Annotated in this window: 14 protein-coding genes; 8 read left to right on the forward strand and 6 right to left on the reverse strand. The window is 69.9% G+C overall.

Translation table 11 applies throughout. The annotated features are described in order from the left end of the window. Positions 1-160: 160 nt before the first annotated feature. Together ACWEFL_RS30415 and ACWEFL_RS30420 are read right to left on the reverse strand one after the other, a co-directional pair. Positions 161-1,246 (reverse strand): S-adenosylmethionine:tRNA ribosyltransferase-isomerase, encoded by a 1,086-nt coding sequence (locus ACWEFL_RS30415; RefSeq protein ID WP_451718650.1) that lies wholly within the window; start codon positions 1,244-1,246, stop codon positions 161-163. A 248-nt stretch (positions 1,247-1,494) separates the two neighbouring features. Beyond that, on the reverse strand, positions 1,495-2,190 hold the full coding sequence (locus ACWEFL_RS30420; RefSeq protein ID WP_451718700.1) for an SDR family NAD(P)-dependent oxidoreductase: 696 nt from the start codon (positions 2,188-2,190) through the stop codon (positions 1,495-1,497). 225 nt (positions 2,191-2,415) lie between these two features. On the opposite strand from ACWEFL_RS30420, the gene ACWEFL_RS30425 reads away from it, so the two are divergent. From ACWEFL_RS30425 to ACWEFL_RS30435, 3 genes are all read left to right on the forward strand, one after another. Then, on the forward strand, positions 2,416-3,576 hold the full coding sequence (locus tag ACWEFL_RS30425; protein ID WP_451718653.1) for a GAF domain-containing sensor histidine kinase: 1,161 nt from the start codon (positions 2,416-2,418) through the stop codon (positions 3,574-3,576). Further along, complete coding sequence (locus tag ACWEFL_RS30430) at positions 3,569-4,213, forward strand: response regulator (RefSeq protein WP_451718655.1); 645 nt, start codon at positions 3,569-3,571, stop codon at positions 4,211-4,213. The genes ACWEFL_RS30425 and ACWEFL_RS30430 overlap by 8 nt, the downstream gene beginning before the upstream one ends. Before the next feature lie 157 nt (positions 4,214-4,370). Then, the gene (locus tag ACWEFL_RS30435) at positions 4,371-4,616 is read left to right on the forward strand and encodes a chaplin (RefSeq protein WP_451718658.1); all 246 of its coding nucleotides are present in this window, start codon (positions 4,371-4,373) and stop codon (positions 4,614-4,616) included. A 209-nt stretch (positions 4,617-4,825) separates the two neighbouring features. Here the strand turns inward: ACWEFL_RS30435 and ACWEFL_RS30440 are convergent, their stop codons facing one another. Further along, entirely contained in the window at positions 4,826-5,629 is an 804-nt protein-coding gene (locus ACWEFL_RS30440) for a hypothetical protein (RefSeq protein ID WP_451718661.1), read from the reverse strand. Positions 5,630-5,769: 140 nt separating this feature from the next. Between ACWEFL_RS30440 and ACWEFL_RS30445 the strand changes: the two genes are divergently transcribed. The 4 genes from ACWEFL_RS30445 to ACWEFL_RS30460 all read left to right on the forward strand — a co-directional run bounded on the left by ACWEFL_RS30445 (position 5,770) and on the right by ACWEFL_RS30460 (position 9,067). Continuing rightward, positions 5,770-6,567 (forward strand): ABC transporter ATP-binding protein, encoded by a 798-nt coding sequence (locus tag ACWEFL_RS30445; protein WP_451718664.1) that lies wholly within the window; start codon positions 5,770-5,772, stop codon positions 6,565-6,567. Between the two features lie 137 nt (positions 6,568-6,704). Beyond that, a complete protein-coding gene (locus ACWEFL_RS30450; RefSeq protein WP_451718667.1) occupies positions 6,705-7,133 on the forward strand; it encodes an NfeD family protein in 429 nt (142 codons plus the stop codon). A 167-nt stretch (positions 7,134-7,300) separates the two neighbouring features. After that, a complete protein-coding gene (locus ACWEFL_RS30455; RefSeq protein WP_451718670.1) occupies positions 7,301-8,230 on the forward strand; it encodes an SPFH domain-containing protein in 930 nt (309 codons plus the stop codon). 60 nt (positions 8,231-8,290) lie between these two features. Continuing rightward, entirely contained in the window at positions 8,291-9,067 is a 777-nt protein-coding gene (locus tag ACWEFL_RS30460) for a sulfite exporter TauE/SafE family protein (RefSeq protein ID WP_451718673.1), read from the forward strand. 74 nt (positions 9,068-9,141) lie between these two features. Here the strand turns inward: ACWEFL_RS30460 and ACWEFL_RS30465 are convergent, their stop codons facing one another. The 3 genes from ACWEFL_RS30465 to ACWEFL_RS30475 all read right to left on the reverse strand — a co-directional run bounded on the left by ACWEFL_RS30465 (position 9,142) and on the right by ACWEFL_RS30475 (position 11,247). After that, complete coding sequence (locus ACWEFL_RS30465; RefSeq protein WP_451718676.1) at positions 9,142-9,651, reverse strand: HNH endonuclease; 510 nt, start codon at positions 9,649-9,651, stop codon at positions 9,142-9,144. Positions 9,652-9,850: 199 nt separating this feature from the next. After that, entirely contained in the window at positions 9,851-10,387 is a 537-nt protein-coding gene (locus ACWEFL_RS30470; RefSeq protein ID WP_451718679.1) for a YbhB/YbcL family Raf kinase inhibitor-like protein, read from the reverse strand. Positions 10,388-10,464: 77 nt separating this feature from the next. Next, a complete protein-coding gene (locus ACWEFL_RS30475) occupies positions 10,465-11,247 on the reverse strand; it encodes a sporulation protein (protein ID WP_451718681.1) in 783 nt (260 codons plus the stop codon). An 83-nt stretch (positions 11,248-11,330) separates the two neighbouring features. Between ACWEFL_RS30475 and ACWEFL_RS30480 the strand changes: the two genes are divergently transcribed. After that, on the forward strand, positions 11,331-11,972 hold the full coding sequence (locus ACWEFL_RS30480; RefSeq protein WP_451718683.1) for a DNA-3-methyladenine glycosylase: 642 nt from the start codon (positions 11,331-11,333) through the stop codon (positions 11,970-11,972). Positions 11,973-12,338 lie beyond the last annotated feature (366 nt).

The following is a 12,338-nucleotide window of genomic DNA, read 5'->3' on the forward strand; positions in this document are numbered from 1 at the left end:
ACGACGACGGATAGTGGATCAGGGCGGGGTGATCACGCCTTTTCGTCAATTCAGAACCCGTTAACAGGGGCTTTACTCATCCACTAATGGGATTCGTAAGTGATCTGCGTCCTATGTGCGGGGTCACACGGGACCCCTTTCCATTTGACGATGAGTTGCTTCAGCAATTCAATGCGTGAGCGTTCTCGTCCGGGAGTACGAGATGGACGTCGCCGAACTCGTGCCAGAGGTAGAGCCGCCGCAGCGCCTCCTCGTACGAACGGGCGAGAGCCGCCCTGCCCGCGATCGCCTCCAGCATCAGCAGATGCGAGGCTCGGGGCTCGTGCAGCCCGGTCAGCAGGCCGTCGACGGCGCGCACCCCGCGCTCGGGCGTCACCACGAGATCGGTCCAGCCACCGGATCGCCGTACCGTCCCGTCCGGACCGGCGGCGGACTCCAGGGCCCGTACGGACGTCGTGCCGACCGCCACGATCCGCCCGCCGCCCGCACGCGCCGCGTTCACCAGCCACGCCGTCGCGCCCGGCACCTCGAAGCGCTCCGGATACGGCGGCTCGTGCGTCTCCGCCGACGCCACCCCCGTATGCAGCACGATCGGGGCGAACTGCACCCCCCTGCTCACCAGCTCCGCCACCAGACGCGCCGTGAAGGGCCGGGCGGCACTCGGCATCTCCGCGGAGCCCGAGCCGTCGGGGGAGGGGAGCGCGAAGACCGTCTGATACGCGGACAGCGGCTGGTCCCACGCGGTGTACGCGTACCGGATCGGCCGCCCGTAGCGGCGCAGCAGGCCCACCACCCCCGAGCCGGGGGCCAGGGCGGGAGAAACGGACACCGAAGCCCACCACAGCCGGTCCGCGCCCGCCGCGAGCGGCTCTTCGAGGACGAGCCGCCCGCCACCGGGAAGCCGTACCACCGCGGCCTTCGGCCCTCCCGCGCGCGGCCGCGTGCTCCCGGAGCCCTCGGGGGCGCGCAGCTCGACGGCCCACCGCCCGTCGTCCCCCCGCGTCGAGAAGTGCACGACGACCGGATCCCCGCCCAGCCGCCCGTTCACGGCGGCGGGCAGGGTCGCGGACGTGTTGACCACCAGCACATCCCCCGCCCGCAGCTGCCCGGGAAGATCCCGGAAGCGGTGATGGGACACCCGGCTCCCGCGCGTCACCATCAGCCGGACGTCGTCCCGCCCGTTCCCCCGTACCTCGGCCGGCTCCCGCGCGGACAGCTCATCGGGAACCCGCAGGGCGTCCAGCACGGCCGTGGACCGCGCGGCCGCGACCTCGCCACCCGTACCCGTACGACCCCCGGACCGGGCGTCAGCCCCCTCACCGCCCCCGAGCCCGGCCCCGCCCTCCGTACGCGCCCCGGCCGCTCCCGGAACCCGAACGTCCCCGCCGTCGGGGCCGCCGCCCCCGCACTCGCGGCCGCATCCGCCCGGAGCCCGGCGACCCTCCGGCCGCCCGGCTCCCTGCGGCGGCCCGCCTCCGCCCTCGTCGGCGGCCCTCACACCGATCCCAAGAGCGCCGGAGCCCCGTACCGGCCGCTCACCGGGCGCTCGTCCAGGAGCCGGAGGAACCCGGGCACCACCGACTCCGGGGCCGGACGCGGATCGTCGTCGTCCGGAACGGCCGCCGCATAGAGATCGGTGTCCATGTCACCCGGATCCACCGCCCACACCCGCAGCTCCGGCTCCTCGACGGCCAGAACCGCCACCAGCTGGTCGAGCGCCGCCTTCGAGGCCCCGTAACCACCCCAGGTCTCGTACGCCTCCGCCGCCGCGTCCGAACTGACCGCGATCACCGTCCCGGCCCGCGCCGCCCGCAGCAACGGCAGCGCCTCCTGTACGAGCCCCAGCGCGGCCACCACATTGGTCTCCAGTGCCACCCGCAGACCGTCCAGCGGCAGGGCGTCCAGCCGCACCAGCGGCTCCGCGCCCAGCACACTCGCGTTGCTCACCAGCAGATCGAGCCCGCCCAGCCCACGCGCCGCGGCCATCAGCTCCCGCCGGTGCCCCGCATCGGCGACATCCCCCGCCACCGCCACCACCCGCGTCCCGTGGGCCCCCACGCGCTCAGCGCTCTCCTGAAGCACACCGGCGGTCCTCGCGCCCAGCACCAGATCCCAGCCCCGCTCGGCGAGCGCCGCCGCGAGAGCATGCCCCAGCCCCTTGGAAGCACCTGTGATCACCGCGACCGGCATACCGTCCATCCCCTTGCTCTCACAGCTTCCCCGGCGTACACACGCCGTCGGCGCCGTTCCCGCCGACGCCTCCACCGTAGAAACGCGGCCCGGTCCGCCGCGTCCTCCGGGGGACCCCATCCGGGATGGCACTTCGACCTAGTCCCGCAGTCCTAGCCCGCGGTCCTAGGCTGGACGATCTCCGGTCCGATACGGAGTGTCACTCGTCGCCGGTACCGTGAGTTCATGAGCCATCGACCCAGCTCCGGCCTCGCGGCCGTGAGCACCGCGCTCCTCGCGATGAGCAGGCACCTCGAAGTCCGGGACGTGCTGAAGACGATCGTCGTCTCGGCGCGCGAGCTGCTCGACGCGGAGTACGCGGCGCTGGGCGTCCCGGACGATCACGGCGGCTTCGCCCAGTTCGTGGTCGACGGAGTCACCGACGAACAGTGGAAGGCGATCGGCCCGCTGCCCCGGCAGCACGGCATCCTCGCCGCCATGCTCCGGGACGCGCGGACCGAGCGGCTCGCGGATGTGCGCAAGGACCCGCGCTTCGAGGGCTGGCCGTCCACCCACCCCGACATGTCCGACTTCCTCGGCCTCCCGGTCAAGGACGGCGACCAGGTCATCGCCGCGCTCTTCCTCGCGAACAAGCGCTGCCCCGAGGACTCCCCGTCGAGCGAGGACGGCTGCGGCTTCACCGCGCAGGACGAGGAACTGCTCTCGATCCTCGCCCAGCACGCGGCGATAGCCCTGACCAACGCCCGGCTGTACGAGCGCAGCCGGGAGCTGACCATCGCCGAGGAGCGCTCCCGCCTCGCCCATGAACTGCACGACGCGGTCAGCCAGAAGCTCTTCTCCCTGCGGCTCACCGCCCAGGCCGCCGCCGCCCTGGTCGACCGCGATCCCGCCCGCGCCAAGGGAGAGCTGCAGCAGGTCGCCGCGCTCGCCGCCGAGGCGGCCGACGAACTGCGCGCCGCCGTCGTCGAACTGCGCCCCGCCGCGCTCGACGAGGACGGCCTGGTCAACACCCTCCGTACCCACGTCCAGGTCCTCGACCGGGCCCACTCCGCCAGGGTCACCTTCGACACCTGGGGCGCCAAGGCCCTGCCCGCCGCCCAGGAGGAGGCGCTCCTGCGCGTCGCCCAGGAGGCCCTGCACAACGCGCTGCGGCACTCCGGAGCCGACCGCGTCGACGTCGTCCTGGCCCGCCGCGGCCCGAGCGGCGCGATCCTCAGCGTCACCGACAACGGCAAGGGCTTCGAACCCCGTACGGTCCGCAGGGCGGGCCGCCATCTGGGCCTCGTCTCCATGCGCGACCGCGCGAGCGGAGTCGGCGGAAGACTCACAGTGCACTCCGCGCCCGGCAAGGGCACCACGATCGAGATGGAGGTCCCCGGTGGGTGACAAGCGAATCCGGGTCCTGCTGGTCGACGACCACCAGGTCGTACGCCGGGGTCTGCGCACCTTCCTCGAAGTGCAGGACGACATCGAGGTCGTCGGAGAGGCGGGCGACGGCGACGAAGGAGTCGCCCGAGCCCAGGAGCTGAAGCCGGACGTCGTCCTGATGGACGTGAAGATGCCCGGCACCGACGGCATCGAGGCCCTCCGCAAGCTCCGCGAACTCGCCAACCCGGCGAAGGTCCTCATCGTCACCAGCTTCACCGAACAGCGCACGGTGGTCCCCGCCCTGCGCGCCGGGGCGTCGGGCTATGTGTACAAGGACGTCGATCCCGAGGCACTGGCCGGAGCGATCCGCTCCGTCTATGCGGGACACGTCCTCCTCCAGTCCGAGGTCGCGGGCGCACTGCTCGCGCAGGACGAACCGGCCACCGGCTCGGGCCGCGGCGGCACCCTCACCGAACGGGAGCGGGAAGTCCTCGGCCTGATCGCGGACGGCCGCTCCAACCGCGAGATCGCCCGCGCGCTCGTGCTCTCCGAGAAGACGGTCAAGACCCACGTCTCGAACATCCTCATGAAACTCGATCTGGCGGACCGCACCCAGGCGGCACTGTGGGCCGTACGCCACGGTATGACCGACTGAGCCGTCGAACCCTCTTTCGGTTCGCACTCCACGCCGGTCCGAGATTCATACTGTCGGGTGTATGTCACCCGGACGGCGCACCCTGTGGACCCGTCCGCCGTTCTCCATGACGTGCCGCGGCGACCTGCCGCGGCGAATGTCCAGGAGGATTTCGAACGTGAAGAACCTGAAGAAGGCCGCCGCCCTCACCATGATCACCGGCAGCCTCGTCGCCGCGGGCGCGGGCATCGCCTCCGCCACGCCGGGCGCCCACGCCGAGGGCAAGGCCGTGGGCTCGCCGGGCGTCGCCTCCGGCAACCTCATCCAGGTCCCGGTCCACGTGCCCGTCAACGTCAGCGGCAACTCGGTCAACGTGATCGGCCTGCTGAACCCGGCCTTCGGCAACATCAGCCACAACGGCTGACACCCCCACCCCGACCCCCGCGCCGAAGGCCGCCGGACCCGCCGGATCCCGGCCTCGCCGGCGTCCGACGCGCGGGGGCCCGGGGCCCGCGCTCCCCAGAGAGCACCCCCGGCAGAGCAGAGCACCCCCGGCACAGCCCCCGACAGACGGCCCGCGCCACACCGGGCGCGGCACCCCAACCGCCCCGCCCGCCCCGGACGCCTCCCGCTCTACATCCCTCGCTCCAGCTCCTCCACATACGCGTTGTACGCGGCCACCCGCGCCCGCCTCGCCACCCGCTCCACCGGCCTCAGCGCCTCCCCCCTCGCCGCCATCTCCGACGCGCTGACCGCCCCGCCGTGCCCGTTCTCGTACGCGATCGAGATCAGCAGCCCCACCCGGTGCGCCAGCTCCAGGACCCGTACCGCCCGAGCCGGATAGCCCGGAGCGAGCCCGGACCGCCCCGACTCCGCCCGCGCCCGGTACGCGTCGATCGCCGCCTCGGCCACCGGCCCGGACGCGGCCACATCCAGCCGCGACAGCACCTCCGTCGCCTCCCGCAGCGCCTCCGCCAGCTCCCGCTCCGCCTCCCCGAGCGAGGGAACGTCCGCCGGCGGAGCCTCCCGCACCGGCAGACAGCGCCAGAGGACCTCCACATGCAGGTCGGCGGCGTCCGACCCGGATCCCGCCCAGGTCACCTCGGGTACCAGCCCGTACCCCGCGCCGTACCCGACGACCGCCTCCTCCGCCTCCAGCGCCCGTTTGTTGAACTCCGGCGGCCCGCTGAGCCCCAGCGGATGCCCCGGCACGGGCAGCGCCACCCGCCACCCGGTCACCCCGAGAGACCGCAGCCGCCCGAGCGCCAGCGTGAGCCCGACCGGCCCCGCCTCACCCGGCAGCCCCTCCACCCGGTGCACCGCGTCGTCGCCGACGATCGCGTGCGCCGCGTCGTCGGGTGACGCGGCTCCGGCCAGCAGGGCGTTCCCCCAAGCGGCCAGACGTCCTGAACGTGGTTCCGAAGGTCGCGAATGCATGGGCCCAGCCTAAGGACCTTCATCAGGAAAGGACCGGGGGACAGGGCTGCCCGACCGGTGGCGTAGATTTCTTCGAGGGCTGCCTACCGGCGTCGAGCCCTCCGCATCTCGACACGATTGCATGGGGAGACAACGCGCTCATGAGCGATGTACTGGATCTGGTGGACGTATCCGTGGTCCGCGACGGACGCGCTCTGGTGGACGACGTCTCCTGGTCGGTCAAGGAGGGTGAGCGCTGGGTCATCCTCGGCCCCAACGGCGCCGGCAAGACGACCCTCCTCAACCTCGCCTCCAGCTATCTGTTCCCGACCAACGGCACGGTACGGATCCTCGGCGAGCGCCTCGGCGGCGTCGGTGTCGATGTGTTCGATCTCCGCCCCCGCATCGGCATGGCCGGCATCGCCATGGCGGAGAAGCTCCCCAAGCGCCAGACCGTGCTCCAGACGGTCCTCACCGCCGCGTACGGCATGACCGCGACCTGGCACGAGGACTACGACCCCGTGGACGAGGAGCGCGCCCGCGCCTTCCTCGACCGTCTCGGCATGAACGAGTACCTGGGCCGGAGGTTCGGCACGCTCTCCGAGGGCGAGCGCAAGCGCACTCTGATCGCCCGCGCCATGATGACCGACCCCGAACTGCTCCTCCTCGACGAGCCCGCCGCGGGACTCGATCTCGGCGGCCGGGAGGATCTCGTACGCCGTCTCGGCCGCCTCGCCCGCGACCCGTACGCCCCCTCCATGATCATGGTCACGCACCATGTCGAGGAGATCGCCCCCGGCTTCACCCACGTCCTGATGATCCGCCAGGGCAAGGTCCTCGCGGCCGGTCCCGTCGAGATGGAACTGACGTCCCGCAACCTCTCCCTCTGCTTCGGCCTCCCCCTCGTCGTCGAGCGCCTGGGCGACCGCTGGACGGCACAGGGACTCCCGCTCGGCTGAACCCGCGTCTCACGAAGACCACAGCACCCACAACCCCCACAGCGACCCGCCCGCGCCTGCCCGGACATGCGTGAACAGGCCCCGACGGCCCTTTTGCCCCCTGTCCCCACCCGGACCCGCGGATCTACCATGACCATGTGGAAATCGACGCGTGGGTGTGGTGGCTGATCGGTGCGGTCGGACTGGGCATTCCGCTGGTCCTGACGGCGATGCCCGAGTTCGGAATGCTGTCGGCCGGAGCGGTCGCCGCCGCCGTCGTCGCGGCACTGGGCGGCGGGACGGTCGCCCAAGTCCTCGTGTTCGCCGCGGTGTCCGTCGCCCTGATCGCCGTCGTACGTCCGATCGCGACCCGGCACCGGTCCGGCAGACCCGAGTTCAGCAGCGGAGTCGACGCGCTGAAAGGCCGTCAGGCGGTCGTCCTGGAACGGGTCGACGCCGCCGGAGGCCGCATCAAACTCGCCGGCGAGGTATGGTCCGCACGCCCCCTCGACGCAGACATGACGTACGAAGTCGGCCAACAGGTCGACGTCGTCGAGATCGACGGCGCCACCGCGGTGGTCATGTGAGCCCAGCCGCCCGGCGGACCACGATGCCACGGGTCACGCTCACCCGGACCACGAGGTGAAACCGTGATCCCACCGGGGAAGCAGAACAGCCCCCACACCAGCCCCAGGTCTGGGAAGCTCGATCATCATCACACCATCATCCGGCAGCGAAGGGCACGGGGAAACCGATGCAACCGATCATCATCGTCCTGATCATTCTGGTGGTGCTGGTCTTCATCGCCCTCATCAAGACGATCCAGGTCATCCCGCAGGCCAGCGCGGCCATCGTCGAACGGTTCGGCCGCTACACCCGGACCCTGAACGCGGGACTGAACATCGTCGTCCCCTTCATCGACTCGATCCGCAACCGCATCGACCTCCGTGAACAGGTCGTCCCCTTCCCTCCCCAGCCGGTGATCACCCAGGACAACCTGGTCGTCAACATCGACACGGTCATCTACTACCAGGTCACCGACGCTCGGGCCGCGACCTACGAAGTCGCCAGCTACATCCAGGCCATCGAGCAGCTCACCGTCACCACCCTCCGCAACATCATCGGCGGCATGGACCTGGAGCGGACCCTCACCTCCCGCGAGGAGATCAACGCCGCCCTGCGCGGAGTCCTCGACGAGGCCACCGGTAAATGGGGCATCCGCGTCAACCGCGTCGAACTCAAGGCCATCGAGCCGCCCACCTCCATCCAGGACTCGATGGAGAAGCAGATGCGCGCCGACCGTGACAAGCGCGCCGCGATCCTCACCGCCGAAGGCATCCGCCAGTCGCAGATCCTCACCGCCGAGGGCGAGAAGCAGTCCGCGATCCTGCGCGCCGAGGGCGAGGCCAAGGCCGCGGCCCTACGCGCCGAGGGCGAGGCCCAGGCCATCCGTACGGTCTTCGAGTCCATCCACGCCGGGGACCCGGACCAGAAGCTGCTCTCCTACCAGTACCTCCAGATGCTCCCGAAGATCGCCGAAGGCGACGCCAACAAGCTCTGGATCGTCCCCAGCGAGATCGGCGACGCCCTCAAGGGCCTCTCCGGAGCCTTCGGCAACCTCGGCGGCGGCGTGCCGGGCTTCAACACCGGCTCCGAGCGGCGCGAACAGCCCCCGGTCGACTGAGCCCCACCCGCCGTCAGGCATGATCGGTGCATTCAGCACCGATCATGAAGGGGACGCGGAGTGACCATCTGGGAGATGCTCGCCGTCTTCGCCGCGGGAATCAGCGCCGGGACCATCAACACCATCGTCGGTTCCGGCACGCTGATCACCTTCCCCGTACTCCTCGCCACCGGGCTGCCGCCGGTCACCGCCACCGTCTCCAACGCCCTCGGCCTCGTCCCCGGCGCGATCAGCGGAACCATCGGCTACCGCGCGGAGCTGAAAGGCCAGCGAGGCCGCGTTCTGCGCCTGAGCGTCGTCGCCGCCATCGGTGGCGTCACCGGAGCCGTACTCCTGCTCCAGCTCCCCTCGACCGCCTTCGAGACGATCGTGCCGATCCTGGTCACCCTCGCCCTCGTCCTGGTGATCCTCCAGCCCCGCATCTCCAAAGCCGTCCAGCGCCGCCGGGCACGCAAAGGCACCCCCGCCCACCCCGACGGCGGCCCGCTCCTGGTCACCGGACTGCTGCTCTCCAGCGTCTACGGCGGCTACTTCACCGCGGCGCAGGGAATCATCTACATGTCCCTGATGGGCATGCTGATCGACGACACCATGCAGCGCCTGAACGCCGTGAAGAACATCCTGGCCGCCGTCGTCAACAGCATCGCCGCGATCTTCTTCCTCTTCGTCGCGGACTTCGACTGGACCGCGGTCCTGCTCATCGCCGTCGGCTCCACCATCGGCGGCCAGCTCGGAGCCAAAGTCGGCCGCAAGCTCCCCCCGACCGCACTGCGCGCGATCATCGTCGCCGTCGGCACGGTCGCGGTCGTCCAACTACTCGTCCGCCGCTACGGCTGACCGCGCCCCTCGACAGCGCCAAGGGCCCGTCCTCGTCCTCCCGAGGTCCGGGCCCTTCGCCATCCGTCCTTGCGCTACGCCGCCGGCTGAGCCACCAGCCACTCCGGCAGCTCCGAACGCTCACCCGCCCGCATCCCCAGCAGCATCGCGTCCGCCGGAGAGGGCACGAACGGCTGGTGCAGCAGCGGCATCCCCGCCTGGTCCGGCGTACGGTCCGCTTTACGGTGATTGTCCTCGGCGCAGGAGGCCACCGTGTTCAGCCAGCTGTCCGCACCACCGCGCGACCGCGGAACCACATGGTCCACCGTCGTGGCACGCCTGCCGCAGTAGGCGCACCGGTGCTGGTCCCGCACCAGCACCCCCCGTCTCGACCACGGAGCCTGTCTTCGGAACGGCACCCGGACATATCTGCACAGTCTGATCACCCGCGGCACCGGAAGATCGACGGCGGCGGCACGCATACGGAGTCCGGGGTGGGCCTGCTCGACGACGGCCTTGTCCTGGAGCACCAGAACCACCGCACGGTTGAGCGTCACCGTCGACAGCGGTTCGAAGCTCGCGTTCAGCACCAGTGTCTCGCGCACGTCCCCCACCTCCGTTCGCCGGGCCCGGCCCGTCGCGGGCCCTGGGCATGGATCAACTCTGGCCGGGCACGCCGAGATGGACAACGCAATATCCGTGCCTCCCCGGCGTCCCCCATGTACGGCAGAGAAAAAACTGCCCTGTCCTGATCTCTCCAAGACCAGGACAGGGCAAACAACAAACGAACGGCCGGTGCCGTGGTCAGCCCGCCGCGGGCCCCTCGTACTCACCGATCAGCTGCGCACGGGCGAGCGTGTGGAACCGCAGGTGGAAACCCACCACGGCGGGCGAGACATCCGCGTCCGGCCCCAGCTTCTCGCTGTCCACCGCGTACACGGTGAAGACATAGCGGTGGTTCTCCCCGGCCGGGGGAGCGGCGCCGCCGAAGTCCTTCGACCCGTAGTCGTTGCGGACATGCACCGCACCCGCGGGCAGCCCCTTGAACTCCCCGCCGCCCGCCCCCGCCGGCAGTTCCGTGACCGATGCCGGAACATCGAAGAGCACCCAGTGCCAGAAGCCGCTCCCCGTCGGCGCGTCCGGATCGAAGCACGTCACGGCGAAACTCCCGGTCTCGGCCGGGAACCCCTCCCACCGCAACTGCGGCGAGGTGTTGCCCTCCGCGTAGACCTGGGCGTCCTTCAGCACCGATCCCGGCGCGATGTCATCGCTCACCAGCGTGAACGAAGGCACCTCGGGATGAAAGTCATGCGGAAGGGGAGCCCTCTTCTGCTCGGTCACGTCTGAACCTCCGGTTCGCCGTCCTGCCTTGGGCCGCCTGGGCGGCAACCCTGCCTCTGACGACCCTAGAGCCCGGCCTAGAACCAGTTGCGACGGCCGCCGATCTCGGCGAGCCACTGGTTCAGATAAGCGCCCCAGTCGGTCGAACGGAAGTCCTGGTGCCCCACCTTGAAAGCCTTGTACGAGTCACTGCCCTCGCTGAACAGACCGGGCTTCTTGTCCATCTCCAGAATGACGTCCATCTCACGGTCGTCCGCGACGAACGTCAGCTCGACCTGGCTCAGCCCCCGGTACCGCTCCGGCGAGAAGAACTCGATCTCCTGGTAGAAAGGCAACCTCTGCCGCGTCCCGCGGATGTGCCCACGCTCCATGTCCGCGCTCTTGAAGCGGAAACCGAGCTGGATGAAGGCGTCGAGAATCGCCTGCTGCGACGGCAGCGGGTGCACATTGATCGGGTCCAGATCGCCGGAATCCACGGCCCGCGCGATCTCCAGCTCGGTCGTCACACCGATGTGCATCCCGCGCAGCTGCTGCCCGTCGATGCTCGTGACCGGGGTCTCCCAGGGAATCTGCAGCCCGAACGGCACCACGTGCACCGCCCCGGCCTTCACCTCGAAGGCGCCCCCGAGCCGCTGCTTGACGAACTCGAGGTCCTGCTTGACCTCCTGGTCACCGCTCTCGACCTCGACCCGGGCCTGAAGCCCGACGGACAGTCCCTCGATCTGCTGGTCGACCGATCCGCCCTGGATACGCACCTCGCCCTGGACGACACCGCCCGGCACGACGTTCTCGTCGGTGAGCACCGTCTCGACGGACGCCCCACCGGCGCCCAGGCTCGCGAGCAGCTTCTTGAAACCCATGTCCACTCCTTCCAGATCCTGCTAGATCCTCATTCGTCATACGCGTCACGGTCGCAACCGGTTCCCGAGTACCCTCGGACGCCATGATCGAAAGCCCCGACCGTACGCCGATGTCACGGGACTTCTTCGACCGTCCCGTTCTCGAGGTCGCACCCGAACTCCTCGGCTGCACCCTCGCACGCCACTCCGACGCAGGTCCCATCGAGCTGCGCATCACCGAGGTCGAGGCATACGCGGGAGAGCTCGACCCCGGCTCCCACGCCTTCCGGGGCCGCACCCCGCGCAACGAGGTGATGTTCGGCCCGCCCGGACACGCGTATGTCTACTTCACCTACGGTATGTGGCACTGCCTGAACCTCGTATGCGGCCCGAAGGGCCGGGCGAGCGGAGTCCTCCTCCGGGCCGGCGAGATCCTGGTAGGCGCCGAGCTGGCTCGTAAACGTCGAATCTCGGCCCGATATGACAGAGAACTGGCCAAAGGGCCGGCACGCCTCGCCACTGCCCTCGATGTCGATCGAGCCCTCAACGGCACGGACGTCTGCACCGACGCGACCGACCCCCTGGTCCTGTTCCACGGCACCGCGCCGTCGCCTGACCAGGTGCGCAACGGCCCTCGCACCGGAGTCGGCGGCGACGGCGCCCACCACCCCTGGCGCTTCTGGATCGACGGCGATCCCACCGTGAGCCCCTACCGCGCCCACGCGCCACGCCGCAGGGCAACTTGACTCGCCCATCCGAGACGCCTAACGTAGCCCGAGCCGCTTGAAACGGGCCCTGCTGTTCAGCAACCCAGAAGCGGCCACCTACTACTGACGACGAACCCACATCGGGTCTCTTTTCGGCATGCCCGGAATTAAACGCGATGAACTCGATTATGAGTTGCTACGGGAATCGGCTAACGTAGTGAACACGCCGAAAGGCAAAAGGCTTCTCCAATCGGCCGCTCGATCGAAATTCCAAGCCGGAAACGGAATGGGAAAAAGGTCTGGTAAGGTTGGAAACGCAAGACCGAAGGGAAAAGCCCGGAGGGCCTGGAAGGGTCTGATGGAAGCGTCCGTTCCTTGAGAACTCAACAGCGTGCCAAAAGTCAA

The sequence above is a fragment of the Streptomyces sp. NPDC004838 genome, assembly GCF_053600955.1.

Coding starts and splice junctions, on each gene's coding strand:
- ACWEFL_RS30420 (WP_451718700.1), bottom strand. CDS start 2,190: ATGCCGGTCGCGGTGATCACAGGTGCTTCCAAGGGGCTGGGGCATGCT.
- ACWEFL_RS30425 (WP_451718653.1), top strand. CDS start 2,416: ATGAGCCATCGACCCAGCTCCGGCCTCGCGGCCGTGAGCACCGCGCTC.
- ACWEFL_RS30440 (WP_451718661.1), bottom strand. CDS start 5,629: ATGCATTCGCGACCTTCGGAACCACGTTCAGGACGTCTGGCCGCTTGG.
- ACWEFL_RS30445 (WP_451718664.1), top strand. CDS start 5,770: ATGAGCGATGTACTGGATCTGGTGGACGTATCCGTGGTCCGCGACGGA.
- ACWEFL_RS30455 (WP_451718670.1), top strand. CDS start 7,301: ATGCAACCGATCATCATCGTCCTGATCATTCTGGTGGTGCTGGTCTTC.
- ACWEFL_RS30475 (WP_451718681.1), bottom strand. CDS start 11,247: ATGGGTTTCAAGAAGCTGCTCGCGAGCCTGGGCGCCGGTGGGGCGTCC.
- ACWEFL_RS30480 (WP_451718683.1), top strand. CDS start 11,331: ATGATCGAAAGCCCCGACCGTACGCCGATGTCACGGGACTTCTTCGAC.